The 20,196-nt window shown below is 59.0% G+C and carries 19 protein-coding genes; 5 read left to right on the top strand and 14 right to left on the bottom strand.

Going from position 1 to position 20,196, the window contains the following annotated elements:
- Position 1 precedes the first annotated feature (1 nt).
- The 13 genes from U5K34_RS06800 to U5K34_RS06740 form a co-directional block, all read right to left on the bottom strand.
- Complete coding sequence (locus U5K34_RS06800; protein ID WP_322567697.1) at positions 2-334, bottom strand: general secretion pathway protein GspB; 333 nt, start codon at positions 332-334, stop codon at positions 2-4.
- The gene (locus tag U5K34_RS06795) at positions 327-989 is read right to left on the bottom strand and encodes a hypothetical protein (RefSeq protein ID WP_322567696.1); all 663 of its coding nucleotides are present in this window, start codon (positions 987-989) and stop codon (positions 327-329) included. Before U5K34_RS06795 ends, U5K34_RS06800 begins: the two co-directional genes overlap by 8 nt.
- A complete protein-coding gene (locus tag U5K34_RS06790) occupies positions 986-1,603 on the bottom strand; it encodes a PilN domain-containing protein (RefSeq protein ID WP_322567695.1) in 618 nt (205 codons plus the stop codon). The genes U5K34_RS06795 and U5K34_RS06790 overlap by 4 nt, the downstream gene beginning before the upstream one ends.
- Positions 1,600-2,529, bottom strand: a complete 930-nt coding sequence (gene pilM / locus U5K34_RS06785) for a pilus assembly protein PilM (RefSeq protein ID WP_322567694.1) — start codon at positions 2,527-2,529, stop codon at positions 1,600-1,602. The genes U5K34_RS06790 and pilM overlap by 4 nt, the downstream gene beginning before the upstream one ends.
- A 235-nt stretch (positions 2,530-2,764) precedes the next feature.
- Positions 2,765-3,658, bottom strand: coding sequence for a 4-hydroxybenzoate octaprenyltransferase (ubiA, locus tag U5K34_RS06780; RefSeq protein ID WP_322567693.1), 894 nt, complete (start codon positions 3,656-3,658; stop codon positions 2,765-2,767).
- 92 nt (positions 3,659-3,750) lie between these two features.
- Positions 3,751-4,305, bottom strand: a complete 555-nt coding sequence (locus U5K34_RS06775; protein WP_322567692.1) for a chorismate--pyruvate lyase family protein — start codon at positions 4,303-4,305, stop codon at positions 3,751-3,753.
- 9 nt (positions 4,306-4,314) lie between these two features.
- Entirely contained in the window at positions 4,315-6,405 is a 2,091-nt protein-coding gene (recG, locus tag U5K34_RS06770; RefSeq protein WP_322567691.1) for an ATP-dependent DNA helicase RecG, read from the bottom strand.
- 122 nt (positions 6,406-6,527) lie between these two features.
- Complete coding sequence (locus U5K34_RS06765; protein WP_322567690.1) at positions 6,528-6,920, bottom strand: RidA family protein; 393 nt, start codon at positions 6,918-6,920, stop codon at positions 6,528-6,530.
- 121 nt (positions 6,921-7,041) lie between these two features.
- Complete coding sequence (gene spoT / locus U5K34_RS06760; RefSeq protein WP_322567689.1) at positions 7,042-9,132, bottom strand: bifunctional GTP diphosphokinase/guanosine-3',5'-bis pyrophosphate 3'-pyrophosphohydrolase; 2,091 nt, start codon at positions 9,130-9,132, stop codon at positions 7,042-7,044.
- 68 nt (positions 9,133-9,200) lie between these two features.
- The gene (gene rpoZ / locus U5K34_RS16085) at positions 9,201-9,659 is read right to left on the bottom strand and encodes a DNA-directed RNA polymerase subunit omega (RefSeq protein WP_416224040.1); all 459 of its coding nucleotides are present in this window, start codon (positions 9,657-9,659) and stop codon (positions 9,201-9,203) included.
- A 264-nt stretch (positions 9,660-9,923) separates the two neighbouring features.
- Positions 9,924-10,949 carry a GSU2403 family nucleotidyltransferase fold protein gene (locus U5K34_RS06750; RefSeq protein WP_322567688.1) on the bottom strand — a complete coding sequence of 342 codons (1,026 nt, stop codon included), beginning with the start codon at positions 10,947-10,949 and terminating at the stop codon, positions 9,924-9,926.
- 246 nt (positions 10,950-11,195) lie between these two features.
- The gene (gmk, locus tag U5K34_RS06745) at positions 11,196-11,837 is read right to left on the bottom strand and encodes a guanylate kinase (protein WP_322567687.1); all 642 of its coding nucleotides are present in this window, start codon (positions 11,835-11,837) and stop codon (positions 11,196-11,198) included.
- Positions 11,838-11,855: 18 nt separating this feature from the next.
- A complete protein-coding gene (locus tag U5K34_RS06740) occupies positions 11,856-12,719 on the bottom strand; it encodes a YicC/YloC family endoribonuclease (protein ID WP_322567686.1) in 864 nt (287 codons plus the stop codon).
- Between the two features lie 133 nt (positions 12,720-12,852).
- Between U5K34_RS06740 and U5K34_RS06735 the strand changes: the two genes are divergently transcribed.
- The 5 genes from U5K34_RS06735 (at position 12,853) to U5K34_RS06715 (ending at position 17,095) form a co-directional block, all read left to right on the top strand.
- A complete protein-coding gene (locus U5K34_RS06735) occupies positions 12,853-13,752 on the top strand; it encodes a serine/threonine-protein kinase (RefSeq protein ID WP_322567685.1) in 900 nt (299 codons plus the stop codon).
- Between the two features lie 3 nt (positions 13,753-13,755).
- A complete protein-coding gene (locus U5K34_RS06730; RefSeq protein WP_322567684.1) occupies positions 13,756-14,613 on the top strand; it encodes a PP2C family serine/threonine-protein phosphatase in 858 nt (285 codons plus the stop codon).
- 141 nt (positions 14,614-14,754) lie between these two features.
- The gene (gene rph, locus U5K34_RS06725; RefSeq protein ID WP_322567683.1) at positions 14,755-15,471 is read left to right on the top strand and encodes a ribonuclease PH; all 717 of its coding nucleotides are present in this window, start codon (positions 14,755-14,757) and stop codon (positions 15,469-15,471) included.
- A 2-nt stretch (positions 15,472-15,473) separates the two neighbouring features.
- On the top strand, positions 15,474-16,085 hold the full coding sequence (locus U5K34_RS06720; RefSeq protein ID WP_322567682.1) for an XTP/dITP diphosphatase: 612 nt from the start codon (positions 15,474-15,476) through the stop codon (positions 16,083-16,085).
- Positions 16,086-16,471: 386 nt separating this feature from the next.
- Positions 16,472-17,095 (top strand): OmpW/AlkL family protein, encoded by a 624-nt coding sequence (locus U5K34_RS06715; RefSeq protein WP_322567681.1) that lies wholly within the window; start codon positions 16,472-16,474, stop codon positions 17,093-17,095.
- Positions 17,096-17,336: 241 nt separating this feature from the next.
- Here the strand turns inward: U5K34_RS06715 and U5K34_RS06710 are convergent, their stop codons facing one another.
- Positions 17,337-19,961, bottom strand: coding sequence for an EAL domain-containing protein (locus tag U5K34_RS06710; RefSeq protein WP_322567680.1), 2,625 nt, complete (start codon positions 19,959-19,961; stop codon positions 17,337-17,339).
- Positions 19,962-20,196: the final 235 nt, after the last annotated feature.

The raw sequence follows: 20,196 nt of genomic DNA, 5'->3' as shown, positions 1-20,196 counted from the left end.
TCTAGCGAAACTGTTTGCGAATGCCACCCGGTACGAGCCGGATAGCGATCTCTTCCTGTTTGTAGCGCAACTGCACATAGCCGGGCTGAATCGCCAGCACCCTGGCGCCGTTAACACTGTCGCCCTCGCGGACGCGCTGGCCGTTGATCACGGCGATCCGTTCTTGCTCGCCGATCTTGATAGTGTCCACATGCCAGCTGGGCGCCGCCGATTTGCCCCCCGGCACATACAGTCGATAACCCGGCGGGCGGGTCGGATCATCCAGCTGCGCGGCCACCGGCGTGGCGAATACCAGCCCCAACATCAACAACCCGGTAGCGGCCCTGTCAAACACCGATCCAACCCTCTTTGAGACTCAGGGTATGCACGGTAATGGTCACGCTGGAAACCGGATAACTTTTCACCTGCAATTGCAGACTGTCCCAGTAAAAATCCCATTGCAGTTCCTGCAAGGCCTTGAGATAGTCCAGCGTACTCAGATAGCTGCCGCTGAATTCGATCTGCATCCCATGGCGATAAACGCCCGAGTCGGGATAATCTCCTTCCGCATCACCGGACAATTCGAGCAACGGCTGGATCGGCAGGTTGCGCACCGAGATCAACTTGAGATCGGTTTTTTGCGTCAACACCGCCTCCAGCACCTGCGCCATCTGCGCCGGACTGATCAGACTGGCGGTTTTTTCCTGCAGCCGGGCATCCACCTCGGCCAGTTGTTCCTGCAACTTTGCCTGACGCCGACGCTTGGCCTGATCGGGATCACGCGCCGACTCGCCGCTCAGCGCCGCAATCTGTTGTTCGAGAGCATCGATTTGCGAATCGGTAGTCTGTATGCGATTGCTCAGACTCTCGTTCTGCTGTGTCTGGGCCAGGAAAACGAACTCCAGCCACAGGATGGCGATCACCAGCAGGGCGCCCACGCCCAGAATCAGCCGCTCGCGTAACGTCAGCGCATCAAAGCGTTCGGCCCACTGTTGCAGTGTCTGCTTCATTCGGCGGCCTCCTGCTTCACCCGGCTTTGCAACTGAAAATCCAGCTGCCGGGGCTGGTCCGCGTTACGACGGATACTGAAATTATCGAATTCGGTGCCGGCGAAGATCGCCTCGGCGGACAGTTTCTGCAAATAGTTGGGCACATACTCGGGCTTGAGACTGCGCCCCTGCATGTCAAGGCGCGTGCCGCCCTGGCGCAGGGCCAGTTCGGTCAACCACAGCCCGTCGATGCGCTGGCGTGCCAGCCCCGTCAGATGTGCCTCAAAGCCTTCGGTATTGCCAAAACGTTTGCCGGACAGCGCCTGCAGAATCTGTTGCTTGACTGCCAGCTCTTTATTCAATGCCTCGACGGCCTGCTGCAACTGTTGATCGCCCTCACGGGCCGCGAGTTTTTCGCGCAGTGTCGCGACCTGGTGTTCCAGCTCGGCCTTGCGCTGTTCGCGTTCCGCCAGCTCGGCATCGAGCCCCTGTTGCTGCCATTGCACGAAGCCGGACACCAGTGCCAGCAACACGATCAGGCCCGGCAGCGCCCGGCTCACCTGCCGCGCCGAGACCGGCAGCTGCTGTTCGCGGAAAAGATCCTGATAGAGATTGATCTGCTGGTTCGCCATCATATTCCCGGCCCCCGCAGTGCGGCTCCGATGGCCAGCAGTGTTTCGGCCTGGAGGCTTCGATCCGGCAGGGGCTCCGCCTCGAGCAGCTCACCCAGTTCCAGCGGCTTGATCGACACCCCGAGGTTACTGCCCAGGTATTCGAGCAAATCGGGCAACGGCGCCGGGGTCGGAGCGAGAGCCAGATGACTGATGGGGGGCAAACCGAAATGGCTTTCGAAGTAATCCAGCGAGCGCTGCACTTCCAGCACGATGGTGTCCAACGCCCGCTGCTGATCCGGCGAGCTTCCGGCCTCCAGCTGCAGGCCATCGCCGCTGCCGGCTGCCGCGGCGCTCGACTCGAGCATGCGATAGCCCACATCCAGCTCCCGCGCCAGATAAATCGTGCCTTCGCGGGTCAGGGTCAGCAGGCCCGAATCAGGGCCCAGCGACAACATGGCCACCCCGCGGGCGTCCTCGGGCAGACGCACGGCCAGATTGCGCTGCGCCAGCTCGGGAATATCCACGCAGCAGAGATCCGCGCCGGCCCCCTCCAGTTCGTCGATGTACTGTTTGACCCGCTCCTGGCGGGCCGCGACCACATACACCATGGGCCGGCGACCGCGCTCCTGCTGACCCGGGATGGTAAACACATCCAGCACCGCCTCATTGATATCGAACTCGAGCCGGTCCTTGATGCGCCAGCGTACCGCCGCCTGTAACTCGTCCTCGGCTACCTCCGGCGCCTCGATCATTTGCAGATCGAATTCGCCGTGATTGAGCACGGTGCTGACCCGCATGCCGTTCAGGGCCTCCCCGTCCAGCACCTTGGCCAGCGCCCGGGGGCGTTCGGCCGGGCTGGCGGTCACGAATTCACACGCGACCAGTACCGGCTGCTCCCCCTGGTAACGGACGGCCGCCACGGCGATACCCTGATCGGAGAGATGCACTCCGATCAGTCCCGGCACCGCCCTGGATTTTTTCAGCCATCCGAACAGGGAACACCCCCTTGTTTAATTGATAACCCGGAATCCCTTCAGTATTTATCCGATGTCTTCGGACATCGAGGGTTAAGGCCGGATCTTGATATCCAGCTCGAAAAATCAGACCTAACTTATTGTAGTGTATAGTATTGTAGTGCAATTTACAGCCAAAAACAGGGTTCGGCCCGGTTCAGTTCCAGTTTCAGCCCCAGGCGTAAGCCACCAGCAGCCCGGCAAACACCGCCCCGCCCAGCCAGCTGTTGTTCAAAAAGGCCCGAAAACAGGCCGCCGGTTCCCGATCCCGGATCAGGTACTGCTGATACAGGGCAAAACCAAGCGCCGCCAGCAGGCCTATATAATAAGGTGTTCCCAGCGCCAGCTGACGCCCCAGCAACAGCAGTCCCAGCAAGACCAGCCCCTGCATCAGGCCGACGATCAAGCGGTCCGCGTCGCCGAACAGGATGGCGGTGGATTTGACCCCGACCTTCAGGTCGTCCTCGCGGTCGGACATGGCATACATGGTGTCGTAGGCCACCGACCAGACCACGTTGATCACAAACAGCAGCCAGGCCACCTTTGGCACTTCGCCGGCCTGGGCCGCAAACGCCATGGGAATCGCCCAGCCGAAGGCCATGCCCAGCACCACCTGGGGCAAATGGGTATAACGCTTCATAAAGGGGTAGATCGCCGCCAGCGCCGCGCCGACGAAGGCCAGATAGATCGTCAGCCGGTTCATGGTCAGAACCAGCAAAAAGGCCAGTAAACAGAGCCCCACGAACAGTCCCAGCGCCTCGCGCGGACGCACCTTGCCGCTGGCGATGGGTCGCTCGCGAGTGCGCGACACATGCGGGTCGAACTCGCGATCGGCGTAATCGTTAATCACGCAGCCGGCCGAGCGCATCAGGATCACGCCCAGCACAAACACCACGAACACCTCCAGCCGCGGAAACCCCTCGGCCGCGATCCACAGCGCCCACAGGGTGGGCCATAACAGCAGGAAAATACCAATCGGTCGGTGCAGACGGGTCAGCAGGAAATACTGATACAGGCGGTCGCGAATCTGATCGCGGTTTATCACCGGTCGCTGCGAATTCATTCAACCTCTGTCGTGTGCTGGCCTGGGAGTGAATGCTGAATTGTAACAATAATCCTGAGGCATGCGGAATCAGAATCTGTCAAACACGAAGTTCACAGTTTTTCGATCGCGGGCAGAAAAATTTCGTTCACCAGCAGCGGCTTGGCTGCCAGGTAAAACAGCGAACGGCGGCCCCAGATCACGGCCGGCACGGCATCGAGCCGCTGCACCGCCGCCCCGAACAGACGCTCGCCGGCCTGCAGGCGGGTGAATTCCATTGGCTCGCGATGCATGCGGGGATCGGCGAACAGCACCGCGCCCAGCGGCCGGTTACCCAGCACAGCGAGATGGCGCTCGGCGCCACTGAGGGTCGGACGGGGAATAATCGTGCGGGCAAACACGCAGGGCGTGTCATCGCAGTACAGGTAAACCTGGCGGATCAGCGCCAGATGTCGCGCGGACATTCCCAGGCGGCGCCGTTCGTTGAGCTGCGGTCGGGCCCAGTGCTGGTCGACCAGCTCGACCCGGAAGTGGCCGGCACAGGCCTGTTGTAAACGCCGGGTCAGTGAACCGGTATCGAACAACCAGTCGGCGATCGGCGGCGGGGTCAGCAACTGCTCGCGTCGACGCCAGACCGGCTGGCAAAAACGGTGGGCACAACGTTTCATCGGCCGCGCTTAGACACTGCCATAACGCACGGCCTGCCCGACCCAGCGTTGAATCAGGGGTTTGACGGCCTCGGGGCGATCCTTGAGAAGCCGGTCGGTCAGGCTGATCACGGTGGGCATCAGTGCCTCGTCACGTTGCAGGTCGGCGATTTTCAATTGCAGCATCCCGGTCTGGCGCGTTCCCAGCACTTCGCCGGGACCGCGCAGTTCCATGTCCTTGCGCGCGATCTCAAAGCCGTCGTTACTGCGGCGCATCACCGCCAGTCGTTCACGCGCATTGGTTGAAAGCGAGCCATGATACATGAGAACACAGACACTCGCCCGGCTGCCGCGCCCGACTCGCCCGCGCAGCTGATGCAACTGGGCCAGACCGAGGCGTTCAGCGTTTTCGATGATCATCAGCCCGGCATTGGGCACATCCACCCCGACTTCGATCACCGTGGTCGCCACCAGCAAATCCAGTTCGCCGGCCTTGAAGCGCGCCATGACCGCTTCCTTGTCGGCCGGCTTGAGTCGCCCGTGGACCAGCCCGACCCGTACATCGGGCAGAGCTTGCGCCAGTACCTGCGCGGTCTCTTCCGCTGCCTGGCATTGCAACACCTCCGACTCCTCGATCAGGGTGCAGACCCAGTAGACCTGCGAGCCCTGCTTGCAGGCCTGGTGGACCCGGGCGACCACCTCGTCGCGACGCGAATCGGGAATCACCACCGTCTCCACCGGGGTGCGTCCCGGCGGCAGTTCATCGATCACTGAGCAATCGAGATCAGCATACACCGCCATGCTCAACGTGCGCGGAATCGGCGTGGCAGTCATGATCAGCTGGTGCGGCAGCGCATCCTCCCGCCGTCCCTTCTCGCGCAGCGCGAGTCGCTGGTGCACGCCGAAGCGATGCTGTTCATCGATGATCACCAGCGCCAGATCATCGAACACGACGTCTTCCTGGAACAGGGCATGGGTCCCCACGGCGATCGCCGTTTGGCCCGAGACCAGTTTATCCAGCGCCGCGCGCCGTTCGCCCTGTTTCGCCTTGCCCGACAGCCAGGTCACTTCGATTCCCAAAGGGGTGAGCCACTCGGCAAAATTGCGATAATGTTGTTCAGCCAGAATTTCGGTCGGCGCCATAATGGCCGCCTGGGCCCCGGCATCCACCGCTGCCAGTGCCGCCAGCGCCGCGACCACGGTCTTGCCCGAACCGACATCCCCCTGCACCAGACGCTGCATGGGAAGGCCTTGCTGCAGATCGGTATTGATTTCCTCCACCACCCGTTGCTGCGCACCGGTCAGTTCAAACGGCAGTGCGGCCAGAAACCGTGCACCCGGCTCACCGTGTACGGATAACGCTTTGGCCTGATGGGTATGACTGCGCTGGCGCAACTGGCGCAAACTCAACACATGCGCCAGCAAATCCTCGATGATCAGCCGCTGCATGGCCGGATGTTGCGCCTCCAGCAGTTCATCCAGATCCGCTTCGACCGGTGGCTGATGCACATACAACAAGGCCTGTTTGAGATCCGGCAGACCCTCGGCCTGCAGCAGATCCGTCGGCAACAACTCGGGCAAATGCAACCGATCCGAACCCAATAACGCCAGCGCCTGCTGCATCGCGTTGCGCAGGGTCAATTGATGCAACCCTTCGGTGGCGGGATAAACCGGCGTCAGACTCGCCTCCACCTCGGGCGCGGGTTCCGGCTCGATGACACTGAATTCGGGATGCACCATCTCCAGCCCCCCACTGCCCCGACGCACCTCGCCATAGGCCCGCACCCACTTACCGCGTGACAGGCTTTCCTGTTGGCGCGCGTTGAAATGGAAAAAGCGCAGCGTGATAAACCCGGTGCGATCGCTCAGCCGCGTCAACAACATGCGCCGACGAGCAAATTTAATTTCACTGAGCTGCACTTCCCCTTCAACCACTGCATGCATGCCGGCCCGCAACGCGCCCAGCGGCGTAATACGAGTCCGATCTTCATAACGCAGCGGCAGGTGAAACAACAGCTGCTCCACCGACTCGATCCCCAGGCGCGCAAAGCGCTCGGCCATCTTCGGGCCAATCCCCTTGAGGCGGGTCAGGTCAGTCGCGGAAGAAGTCGGTGTCACCATGGCAGGAGACTATAGCACGCGGGAAATCGCACTGAATAAATCATCCATGATTACATCCTGTACAAAAAATTGTTGTTATCCGGCGGAACAAGCATAACCGTCATCCCGCCTTGTTCGACCTGTTAAACCTGTCCGTTTAGCACCATTACTGCATCCATCTCCACTTCCGCGCCCTTGGGCAGCGACGCAACACCGATGGCGGCGCGGGCGGGATAGGGTTCGGCGAAATATTCGCTCATGATCTCGTTGACCGTCGGGAAGTGGCTCAGATCAGTTAAAAAGATATTCAGCTTGGCAATATCGTTCAGACTGCCGCCGGCGGCTTCACATACAGCACTCAGGTTGTCGAATACGCGACGGATCTGGGCATTGATGTCGCCGGTGACCAGTTCCATGCTCTCGGGGATCAGTGGAATCTGGCCGGACAGATACACGGTGTTGTCGACCTTCACGGCCTGGGAATAGGGACCAATGGCCTGCGGGGCGTGATCGGTTTGGATTATTTCGCGAGACATAACAAGCTCCAATCGTGTTGTTATTGATAGTTGACAGTCATCAGTTGGCAGTTAGCAGTCAATTGAATGCTGCCAACTGATAACTGCATACTGCTAACTGCTAAAACTGCCAACTCCGCATTCACCGTTTCAAACGGTGAATGCGGGAAACCATATCAAGCTTACGTAAATGACGCATGATGCGCGCCAGGTGCTGGCGGTTTTTCACCGAGACGGTAAAACTCAGGGTCGAATGCAGGCCGTCGCGTTCTTCGATGCTGACGTTTTCGATGTTGGCTTCCATCTCCGAGAGGGTCGCAGCGATGGTGGCCAGGACGCCGCGCTGATTATAGACCAGCATACGAATATCGATGGGGAATTCGCCTTCGATTTCCTGTTCCCATTTGACGTCGATCCATTTCTCGGGCCGGTTACGATACTCGGCGACGTTCTTGCAGTCCTCGGTGTGAATCACGATACCGCGGCCCGAGGTGACAAAGCCCAGAATCGGATCGCCGGGGATCGGCCGGCAACATTTGGCATAGGTCACGACCGCGCCCTCAGTACCCTTGATCGCCAGCGGCCGGGCCGAGGTCCTGGCACTCTCGCCGGCAGGCTCCCGTTCGCCGGACATCAGCGCGCGGGCGATGACCATGGCCATCTGGTTACCGAAACCGATCTCGCTGAACATCTGCTCCATGTTCTCGAAGTTAAACTCCCCGAGCACCCGCTGTACCGGCTCTTCAGCCAGCTCTTCGAGCGCGGCACCATGAGCGGCCAGGCTCTTGTTAAGCAGGCGCATACCGAGAATGGTCGCCTCTTCCTTGCGCAGGTTTTTCAAGAACGCGCGAATGTTGGAACGGGCCTTGGCGGTGGTGACAAAATCCAGCCAGGCCGGGTTGGGCTGGGCTCCCTTCGAGGTGACGATCTCGACGGTCTGTCCGTTGAGCAGAACGGTGCGCAAGGGCATCAGGCGTCGATCGATCTTGGCCGCCACACACTGGTTGCCCACATCGGTATGCACCGCATAGGCAAAGTCGACCGCCGTGGCGCCACGTGGCAGGACCTTGATCTCGCCATTGGGGGTGAGCACGTAAACTTCGTCGGGGAAAAGATCGATCTTGACGTGCTCGAGAAACTCGATGGAGTTACCGGCGTTCTGCTGCATTTCCAGCAGTTCATGCAGCCACTGACGGGCGCGCTTCTGGGCATTGTTACTGATGTTTTCGTTGGTCTTGTACAGCCAGTGGGCGGCAATCCCGGCTTCGGAAACCTTGTGCATGTCCTCGGTACGAATCTGCACTTCAATGGCCACACCGTAGGGACTCATCAATACGGTATGCAGGGATTGATAACCGTTGGCCTTGGGGATGGCAATATAATCCTTGAAGCGGCCGGGCACCGGCGTATAGAGATTATGGATCGCGCCCAGTACCCGGTAACAGGCATCGACACTGTCGACGATAATGCGAAATGCGTAGACATCCATCACTTCACTGAAGGCCAGATGCTTGTCGCGCATTTTTTTATAAATGCTGTACAGATGTTTCTCGCGACCGATCACCTGCCCGTTCAACCCTTCCTGCTCCAGGCGGGTTTTGATGGTTTCTTCCATCTTGGTGACGATCTCTTTGCGATTACCGCGCGCCTTGCGCAGGCCTTCGTCGAGAATCCGGCTGCGCCACGGGTACATGGCACTGAAGCCGAGATCCTCCAGTTCCAGGCGCACATTGTTCATGCCCAGGCGGTTGGCAATCGGCGCGTAGATATCCAGGGTTTCGCGGGCAATGCGCCGGCGCTTGTCGGGGCGCATAACGCCCAGGGTACGCATATTGTGCAACCGGTCGGCCAGCTTGATCAGTATCACCCGGATATCGCGGGTCATGGCCAGCATCATCTTGCGGAAGTTTTCCGCCTGCGCCTCGGCCTTGTTCTCGAAGTGGATGTGGGTCAGCTTGGAGACCCCGTCGACCAGTTCCGCCACGTCCTTGCCGAAGCGCTTTTCCACCAGTTCCTTGGCGATCTCGGTGTCTTCGATCACATCATGCAATATGGCCGCCATGATGCTGAGGTGATCCACGTGCAGTTCCGCGAGGATGCGGGCCACGGCGACCGGGTGGGTGATATAGGGTTCACCGCTCAGGCGGTGCTGACCGTCATGCGCCTCGGCCCCGAACAGGTAGGCCTGGTAGACCTCGGCGACCTGCTCGGGCTCAAGGTATTCATCGAGCATCTCGCACAGATGCCTGATGCGAAATGTCTCGTGCCGGGGAGATGGAATCTCTGAAATCGGGCGGGCGATTACTCGCTGTCCTCTTCTGAATCAGCCGCGGCTTCGCCGGAGGCCTGACCGGTAGTGTCATCTTCACTGCCACTGTCGCTGTCGCTGCCCAGCTCGGCACCCAGCGCCGCCTTGATCGCGGCGGCCACGTCCATTTCGTCCTCATCACTGACTTCGGGCTGATCGGGCGTGCTGCTGCCGGCTTCCAGATCGGCGGCCGCAGCCAGCTCGGCGGCGGCCTGCTCATCGGTCAGCTCGGCGAAATGATCGACCACTTCCGGCGCCTCGTCCAGAATGGAGGCATCGATCAGGCCCTCGGAAATCTCGCGCAGGGCCATGACCGTCGGCTTATCGTTTTCATCTTCCACCAGGGGTTCGCGACCATTGGCAAGCTGGCGGGCCCGGCGGGCGGAAACCAGTACCAGCTCGAAACGGTTTTCGAGGTTTTCCAGACAATCTTCTACGGTAACTCGTGCCATTCTTTACTCCGGATATTCGGGCCGCGCCCCTGCTGGCACGGCCGGCAATTTGGTCAGGGACCGACCATTATAGTCATCCGGGCAGGGTCGTGCCAGAGATAAAAAACAGGGCCGAGTAACGAGGTACGAGGGCCGAGGGGTTTGTGGGGCTGTTTTCTACCCCCTTCCCCCACCGGGTTGCCGGACACCCCCTTCACTATGTCCGGCCTACGCGCTGAGAGAGAAAGGGGTTTTTTCACCTCGTGCCTCGTCCCTCGGCCCTCGTCACTGCTCCGCCAGGAGCTGCTTGAGGGACTGATCGGACAGGCGTTCAGCCCCGCTGACAAGCTGGGCGAAAAATTTGTCAGGCATCTGGCGTGCTGCCTTGATTGCCAATGAGATATCCCCCGGTCGATCGCGAAACAGGACTTCCAGCAATAATTCCGCCTGTACGAGATCTTTGCGAACCTTGGTTTGTTGCGCGGCGGGGCGCCGGACCGCGGTCACCAGTTTATGCAGGGCAAAGCGGGCCGGCGCCGGCACATTCACCACGATACCGGCACGCGCGACGAGCACAGCCGGTTGAGCCGACTCCATCAGGTAATCGAGAAATCGTACCGGTTCGGCATAGGTCTTCAGCGCCGGGAGCAACACCGGTTTGCCGGCAGGTTTACCGACCAACGGGGTCAGCAGATCAACGCTCAGCTGCTTGCCCTGGATACGAAAAGCGGTGGAAGGAGATTTGCGATCCAGCGCGGGAACCTCGACTACCCCCATGCCCGATTCCAATAACGCCTGGCGCAAATTTGTCTTCGGGTCATCGATCCCCACCGTAACCCTTTCATCGCCGGCAATATCAATATCGTGCGTCTCGAGGATGCGGGTCGGCCATTCGACGCCGAGCATGTTGCCGTAGATCGAAAACGCGTGCGAGCCAACCAGCACACCGCCCAGCAGAAATACCCCCGCCCGCTCCAGCACCTCCAGCAGGCGCGCCTCCGCCGCGCTGACCGTCAACGCGCCCCCGCTGATCAGCATTGAAACCAGCTGTTCCCGGGCCGCGCGATCGGGTTCGGCTTCTTTCCAGAGCTGTTTTTCGTTTTCGATGAGGGTACGAACTTCCGGTGTATCCGGCCCGACATAATGCTGGGTTTTACGGCTGCCAATCGTTAGCTGCAGATACCAGTGTCGACCGCCTTTAATCGACTTGCTGACAAAGGAGAGTCCCCGGTGGGCAGGCGCGTTCGCCTGCAGGCACTGGCTCAGCAGCTGGGTATATAACAGTTGGGTGCTCTGCGGCAGTTCGCGCATCTCCCGGCCTCCCTGGTGGTTATACGCAGTTTAGTAAAAAACAGCGTATAACGCCAGAACGCATGCCAGACATAAAAACAGGACCGAGTGACGAGGTACGAGGGCCGAGGGCCGAGGGGTTTGTGGGGCTGTTTTCTATCCCCCCTTCCCCCCCACCGGATTGCCGGACACCGCCTTCGCTATGTCCGGCCTACGCGCTGAGAGAGAAAGGGGTTTTTCACCTCGTACCTCGTTCCTCGGCCCTCGTCACTGCTCCGCCAGGAGTTGCTTGAGGGACTCGGCGTGGCGCCGGGACTGGGCGGCGAAGCGCAGGCGGCGGGCGAGGACGATGTTTTGCAGATCGGCCAGGGCGGTTTCAAAATCGTCGTTGATCACCAGGTAGTCGAATTCGGCGTAGTGGGACATTTCGTTGACCGCGTCGCGCATGCGCCGGGCGATGACCTCGTCGGGATCCTGGCCGCGACCGCGCAACCGCTCTTCCAGTGCCTCGCGCGAGGGCGGCAGGATGAAGATGCCGACGCAGTCGGGGACCTGCTTGCGCACCTGCGCCGCACCCTGCCAATCGATCTCCAGGATCACGTCGCGCCCGGCCTCCAGTTCCTGTTCGATACTGGCCATGGCCGTACCATAATAGTTGTCGAACACTTTGGCGTGTTCCAGAAAGTGGCCCTCGCCGATCATGCGCTCGAAGGTCGGCACATCGGTAAAGTGGTAATGGATACCGTCCTGCTCGCCGGGACGCATGGGCCGGGTAGTGTGCGAAACGGACACGTCGATATCGGGCGTGCTCTCCACCAGCGCCGCCACCAGCGAGGTCTTGCCGGCCCCGGAGGGCGCGGCGATCACATACAGGGTGCCGAGGGTGGAATCTTTGTCTGTCAGTGCCATAGGTTGTTATCCGGTTTGTTATTCGATGTTCTGGACCTGTTCGCGCATCTGTTCAATCAGCACTTTCAAATCGACCGAGGCCCGGGTCATCTGCTTGTCCACCGATTTGGATCCCAGGGTGTTGGCCTCGCGATGCAGCTCCTGCATCAGAAAATCGAGCCGGCGCCCCACGGGCTCGTCGCTCGCCAGCACCTCGCGGATTTCCCCCAGGTGCATGCGCAGGCGATCCAGCTCTTCATCCACGTCCGCCTTTTGTGCCAGCAGGACCAGCTCCTGCTCCAGCCGATCTTCGTCGACTTCCTGACGCAATTCGTCCAGCCGCGCGCGCAGTTTATCGCGCCACGCCTGGTGAATGCCCGGCAGGGCCGATTGCAGCTCGGCCACAATCGTCTCGATGCCCTCGCAACGCTGCAACAGCACCTCGCGCAGTTTGTCCCCCTCGCGCTGACGCATGGCCTGCAGATCTTCCAGTGCGCTGTCGAGCAGCTCGCCGAGGGCGCGGCGCAATTGCGCCTCATCGGCGGGCGCGCTGTGCATCACGCCCGGCCAGCGCATGAGATCCAGGGAGCTGACCGGCGCCGGGTTATAGATGTATTTGTCCACCGCATGGCTGGCCTTGGCCAGCTGTTCGACCAGCGCCAGATCCACATCCAGGCCCTGGGCGGCGACCGCCGGCTGAAACCGGAGGCTGATATCCAGCTTGCCGCGCACCAGTCGTTTGCCCACCTGCTCGCGAATCAACGGCTCGAACGCGCGCAGATCCTCGGGCAGGCGCAGGTTCAAATCAAGATAACGATGATTGACAGAACGGATTTCAAGACTGAATTCGCCCGGTTCGCCCGACCAGCGCTGGCGGGCAAAGGCGGTCATGCTATAGACCATGTGCGTTATCTTTCTTTATAGATTGGTGGTGGATGCCGATAGTTATAGCGTACAGCAAGCCGACGGGGTTGACCATCCATCCGGACCAGGAGTGTGGTAATCTTGCCGGGCTGATGAGGGCAAACAACACGCTATGGCCAGAATCACCCACGAACTTCCCAATGACACCCGACTTGACGGGTACACCATCCAGCGCGTGATCGGCGGTGGCGGCTTCAGTATCGTCTATCTGGCCACCGATGATACCGGTCGCAAGGTGGTGATCAAGGAATACATGCCCAGCAAGCTGGCGGTCCGCGACGAGCAGCTGGACGTGGTGGCCTCGCAGGATCATTTCGTCGAACGCTTCGCCCATGGCCGGCGCCTGTTCTTTCAGGAAGCCGGGACCCTGTCGAGCATCAAGCACCCCAACATCGTCAACGTGATCAACTTCTTCCGCCAGCACGGTACAGTCTACATGGTGATGGAGTTCGAGGAAGGGGTGAACCTGCAGGGCTATATCCTCAAACACAAGGGCAAGATGAGCGAAGCCTTCATCCTGACCGTGTTCAACGGCCTGCTCGATGGACTCCAGCATATTCACAGCAAGGGGCTGCTGCACCTGGACATCAAGCCCGGCAATATCCATCTGCGCCCCGGCGGCCGGCCGCTGTTGCTCGATTTCGGCGCCGTGCACGAGATGATGCATACCCGCCAGTTCCAGCCCAACCAGGTGGTGACCCCCGGCTATTCCCCCATCGAGCAGCTGGATCCTGGCGGCTATGTGGGGCCCTGGACCGATATCTACGCCATCGGCGCCACCATGCGCACCTGCATGAGCGGCCAGCCGCCTATGTCCGCCACCAAACGCCGCGAACGGGACAGCATGCGCCCGGCGGTCTATGCCTTCAAAAAGGGCTATTCCCAACGCCTGCTCAGCGCCGTGGACCGCGCCATGGAAGTCGATCCGATGCTGCGCCCCCAGTCGGTGGAGGAATTGCAGGCCCTGCTGGCTCGCGGCGAACCCGACAACGCGGTGGAAGAAGGAGGCTGAATCGTGCAGGTGGAGATCGGTCGTACCAGCCGCCTTGGCAACCGCGAGATCAACCAGGATCGCCTCGGCGCCTTTGTCAGTGAACAGGGGGCCCTGCTGGTGCTGGGCGACGGCCTGGGCGGCCGCCCCGGCGGGGATCTGGCCGCCCAGGCCCTGGTGGATACCATCGAAACCGAACTGGAACTGCATCCCCTGCCCGCCGAGGATCCGCCCCGCTTCTTGCGCGAACTGCTGCGCCGGGCCCATCGCGCCGTGCTGCTGAGCGGCCAGGAACAGGAACCGCCGCTGGCGCCCGGAACCACCGCGGTGTTGTGCCTGATGCAGGAGGGCAAGGCATGGTGGGCGCATGTCGGCGACAGCCGTTTTTACCTGTTCCGAGACGGCCTGCCCATCTATCGCACCCAGGATCACTCCTATGTGGAACAGCTCTATCAGGCAGGACGTATCTCACTGGCCAAGCGTCACGGCCACCCGATGCGCAATTACGTCACCCAGTGCATCGGCCTCAACCCCGGCGAGCCGGAAGTCTCGATCAGCAACAGCATTCCGATACAGGAAGGCGACGTGCTGCTGCTTTGTTCCGACGGATTCTGGGAACCGCTGGACGATGCCCTGATCGGCTCCAGTCTCGACAGTGGCAGCCTGCGCGATACGATCGATCACCTGGCCGAACGGGCCGAACAATCCAGCTATCCCCACAGCGACAACACCAGCGCGGTCGCGGCGCGCGTGATCTCATTGCAGCAACTGCACAAAAAATCCCGCCAGAGCGCCCGCCGCCGCCACGACGTCAACACCCTCGACGGCGCCATCGAAGAGATCGAACGCGCCATCAAGGCCTACGAAGACGAAATGAAATAAACAGCTCACCACCAAGACACCAAGTTTCACAAATTTATTATCTTGGTGCCTTGGCGTCTTGGTGGTTAATATTTTTAGGCGTTAACGGCCAGAGACAGACGCGCTATACTGCCGCCTCATTCAAGCGACGAGATTCCGATTATGCGACCCAGCGGCCGAAACCCCGATCAGTTACGCGATATCAACATCACCCGCCATTACACCAAACACGCCGAAGGCTCGGTGCTGATCGAGTTTGGCGACACCAAGGTGATCTGCACCGCCAGCGTCGAGGATCGGGTACCGGGCTTTTTGCGCGGCCAGGGCCAGGGCTGGATTACCGCCGAATACGGCATGCTGCCGCGCTCCACCGGCAGCCGCATGGGCCGCGAGGCGGCACGTGGCAAGCAGGGCGGGCGCACGGTGGAGATCCAGCGGCTGATCGGCCGCTCGCTGCGCGCCGCGGTGGATCTCAAGGCGCTGGGCGAGTTTTCCATCACCGTTGACTGCGACGTCATCCAGGCCGATGGCGGCACCCGCACCGCCTCGATCACCGGCGGTTACGTGGCCCTGGCCGATGCCATCAGTCATATGCTGGAAACCAAACAGATCAAAAAAGATCCCCTGATCAACCATGTCGCTTCCATCTCGGTCGGCGTCTTCAACGGCACCCCGGTCATGGATCTCGATTACGCCGAGGATTCCAATTGTGAAACCGACATGAACCTGGTGATGACCGACGAGGGCAAGTTCATCGAAATTCAGGGTACCGCCGAAGGCGAACCCTTCTCACCGCAGGAACTGCAGGCCATGCTGGACCTCGGCAAGCAGGCGATCGACCAGCTGATCGACAAACAGCGTGAAGCCCTGGGCGCCTGAGCATGCAACGCCTCGTGCTGGCCAGCAACAATCCCGGCAAGGTACGCGAGATCGATCAGATGCTGGCCGGCATTGATATGCACGTGTTACCCCAGTCCGACTTCAATGCCGGCGAGGTCGAGGAAACGGGGCTGACTTTTGTCGAAAACGCGATCCTCAAGGCCCGCCATGCCGCCGGGCAGGCGGGCCTGCCGGCCATCGCCGACGACTCCGGCCTGGAAGTCGATGCGCTGAACGGCGCCCCCGGCATCTACTCGGCCCGCTATGCCGGGGCTGGCGCCAGTGATGCGCAGAACCTGCAAAAACTGCTGGCCGATCTGCAAGACGTTCCCGAACAAGAACGCACCGCCCGCTTTCAATGCCTGCTGGTGTATATGCGCCACGCCGCCGATCCCACCCCGCTGATCTGCCAGGGCACCTGGGAAGGCGTCATCACCCGTGAACCGCAGGGCGACAACGGTTTCGGCTATGACCCTGTTTTCTATGTTCCCGAGCAGGACTGCACTTCCGCGCAGTTACCGTCCGAGACCAAAAACCGGCTGAGTCATCGCGGCCAGGCCCTGCGTCAGCTGGTTGCCGCGCTGTCGCGCGGCAACAGGGGCTATAGTTTCTAGCTGCTAGTATCTAGAGGCGTAGGTCCGGTTGCGCGCAGCGCTACCCGACATTCTCCTGTGGGAGCGTCCCACGGACGCGATTTTTCGGCCAGGATGTCGCGGTCGTGGCCCGCTCCCACCTCACTCGTTCCAATCTCTCCAGTGGACGGATATCACGCAGGCCGCCGCCAGCGTGGTCTACGCAACTGACCACATTATTTGTAGGCCCGATAGAACGACAGTGGTATCGGGCAGCACTCAGCACTCAAGTAGTCTGATCCAGATCAACTAAATGCGGCCTCACCTGTCACATCACTGCCATAATCTGATCCAGATCAATATTATTTTCCCTGTTTCTGCCACAGTCAGTGCTAACAACAATTTTCACGACGAAACGAGGCATACTCATGAATTACAAAGCACTGTTATCAACTATTGCCGCCGCCACGGCACTGGGCCTGGCCAGCCAGCCCGCCACCGCCATTGAAGAAGGCGATCTGCTGCTGCGTTTCGGTCTGGCCAACGTCAGCCCCAATGATGGCAGCACCGGCGTTGTAGCCGACGATGCCGTTGGTGTCGAGGACGACACCCAGGCGTTCATCAACCTGACCTGGATGTTCACCGACAACCTCGGACTGGATATCTTGGGCTCCACCCCGTTCACCCACGACATTACCCTGAATGGGGTCAAAGCAGGTGAAACCCAACACTTGCCACCAACTGTTGGCGTTCAGTACCACTTTAAACCCAAATCAGATGTGCGCCCTTATGTTGGTGCCGGTATCAATTACACCACTTTCTTCAGCGAAGAAACCACCGGTGCTCTGGCAGGGACTACTATGAGCCTGGATGACTCGCTGGGCCTGGCGGCACAGGCCGGCGTGGATGTAGACATCAACCAGGACTGGTTCTTCAACGCCGACCTGCGTTACATGAACATCGAAACCACTGCTTCAATTAGTGGCGTGGGTAACATCGATGTCGATATCAACCCCTGGGTCATCAGCCTGGGCGTCGGTACGCGCTTCTAAAAATACAGGGCCGAGTGACGAGGGACGAGTCACAAGCCCACCCCCTAATACTGGAACTTCAGGTTGAACAACCTGAAGTTCCGGTGTTTTTATTTCCTCGTAACTCGTCCCTCGTACCTCGTCACTTCCCGGCGGGTTTGGCTTACAATAGCCCCATGCGCCACTTCGCCACGCTGCTCTGTTCTCGTTGTAAATCCATTTCCCGTAGCGGGAAACGGGGGGGGGCCTTTCGGCTCTCTTTTTATCTCTCCTGACGGGCGAGGGAGGGCGATGAATTGTTACTTGCCACGAACTTCTCCAGTTCTATGGGCTTGCTGATGAAATAGCCCTGCGCATAATCCACGCCAAAGTCCTTGACGATATTGAATATCTCTTCGGTGGCGACAAATTCCGCCACCACCCGTTTTCCCAGACTGTGCGCCACATCCACCATCGAGCGAACCATAACCCGGTCTTCCTCGCTATTGGGCAGATTACGAATAAACGAGCCATCGATTTTCAAAATATCCACCGGAAAATTTCGCAAATAGGTAAATGAGGAAAGGCCGGTTCCAAAATCATCCAGCGCAATTTGACAACCGAGCGCTTTAATTGAATCGATAAACGAACGTGCCGCGCTGATACTGTGCAGCGACGCCGTCTCGGTAATTTCAAAAACCAGATGCCCCGGATCCAGCTGCTGTTCCTCGAACAATGTTTCCAGCCATGCGAACAGCTCGGGATCACCGATATTTGCGCCGCTCAGATTGATGGAAATGGAAATATCAGAACCTATGGCATTATGGCCTGCCAGATGAGTGATGGCCAGCTCCATCACCCGTCGATCAATTTTCTTTATCAGGCCATATTGCTCTGCCACAGGGATAAATTCACCCGGCAAAATAATCTTGTTATCCGGTCCTTTATAGCGCACCAGGGCTTCATAGTGAGTCACTTTTCCGGATTGTATTTCGAGAATGGGTTGAAACAGCAGGAAAAACCGATTCTCTCTTATGCCGGAAATAATTCTGTCAATCCAGACTTCCCTGTTCCTTTCTCCTTCGTCATCCTCCTTCACATAAACATGAATAACCTGCTGACCATCGGCTTTGGCACTGCGCAGAGCCGCCTCCGAGTGCGTCAGTAATTCGTTCGGCGTAGCTCCATGTTCTGGATACGTTGCTACACCAATTTTACAGGTGATGTTGATTTTATCCTGATTAACAACGAAGGGTTCCATTTCAATAGCAGAAATAATTCTGCTACCGGCATAAACCGCGCCTGTTTGATCAGTTTCCGGCAATATCACTACAAACCGGTTTCCCCCTGCCCGAACAAGCAGGTTGTCGTCGTAGGCGGCCAATAGATCACTGGTTCTTATTATCTCGTCGAGGCGTTTTGCAAACTCTATGAGCACCTCGTCACCACCCGTATATCCATAGGTATTATTAATAGTATGCATTCGTTCGACATCTATATTCAGGCAGGACAAACTCCGCTTATGGCGGTTTGATTGTGACAACAAGCTTTCCAAAAGTACTGAAAACCCGTTCTGATTAATCAACCCGGTCATCGGATCATGGGTAATATAAAAATCCGTCAACTGCTGTGCTTCACGCAGCTGACTGACATCCTGCACGGTACAGATAAAATACTGAACCCCTTCTACCTGCGCCATATCCAGCGCAATCTTAATGAAATGAAGGCGGCCATCGTTGGCTTTGATTCGATACTCCTTGAATTGGCCCTCAATATTTTGATTTTTCTTTATCTGATATTCACTATCAAAAGATTCGAGCGTTTTGCTGAACTCATTGGCCTCCATTTCCGGCATCAGACTGACAATGCTGTGTTCAACCAGGCTGGCTTTATTCCGCCCAAAAATTTTCTCCGCCGCCTTGTTGACCGTCAGCACAATGCCATTTCGATTTAGCGTCAAAATCCCTTCCGCGGAAATGTCCAGCACGGTATTAACGAACGCATTGGTGGTCGCCAGCTCCTTGTTTATTCGTCGTAATACGTTGAACCGGAAGTAGCCATAAGCCAGCACGCCCAGAACCATCAGCGCCATGACCAGATAGGCAACGCGCCGATGATCCCAGAACACTGGCTCCGGATGCCAGCGGGCATAAGTTGTCTTGTAGGCATCTGATGCCAGAACTGTCTGCAATGCCCTGTCAAGCTTTTGCGCCAGCTCCGGCTGTTGCTGATTCACGGCGATCGCCCGGGGGATTTCACGCAGCGGCTCCCCCAGTGCCTGCAGGCTGCCTTTTAGCCGCAGGTTCCTGGCAAGGTGTTTTGCGATGGGTGCCGGATAGATGATTGCATCGATCTTGTCTGTCGCCAGATCCAGCAAGGCATCCGCCAGATGCGGATATTCACGGCTTCTGATGGTCGGTTCGTGACTCAAAATCCTGATCCCGACATTATCCCTCACAACACCGACAACAAAACGCGAACCCCTCAAGTCACTCAAGCGTTCGAACAGCCCCTTGTCCTCCAGCACCAGTAACGAGACGGGTATCTTGTTGATCGGGCGGGTGAAGTTGACGAAGGCTTTTCGTTTCTCGGTGACCCCCAGATTGGGAATCATATCCGCCTGGCCGCTTTTCAGCTGCGCGAAGGCCGCGTCCCAGGAGGCGACCGGAACATATTTAACCTTCACCCCGGCCCGCGAGGCGACCTCCTCCATGATTTCGATGCCGAAACCCGTCGGCAAATTGTTGACCGTGATGTTGTAGATCGGCGGAAAGCGCTCGGGAAAAACGGCCACGACCGTTGGCCGGGCATTCTCAGCGTGACGTTCATCAGGTTCGGCGCTAACGCCGGTTTGACATACCATCGCCAGGAGCAGGCCGGCGAGATATTGGCGCGTGTATCGTCCCATCTGGTGATTTGGTACTCTATTGTCCCTACTACAATTAACTTTATCGTCAAGCCGGTGAATTTCTTAAATTTACTACTCGATTTATTCGACCCGCTGATTTTGCCGCTCCCCTCGCATCCCGCCGCTTCCTGCCGGATACAGCAAAGGCATTAAAGGAGGCGCCGCCGCTAATACTTCTGCTAATCTAGCAGCATTCCCGATACTCACAAGCCCTGATTGGCAGGTTGCCCCGTTC

The organism is Thiohalophilus sp., from assembly GCF_034521165.1.
GTDB lineage: Bacteria > Pseudomonadota > Gammaproteobacteria > UBA6429 > Thiohalophilaceae > Thiohalophilus.
The sequence above is the reverse complement of the archived record's forward strand: the minus strand, read 5'-3'. Positions and strand labels throughout refer to the sequence as shown.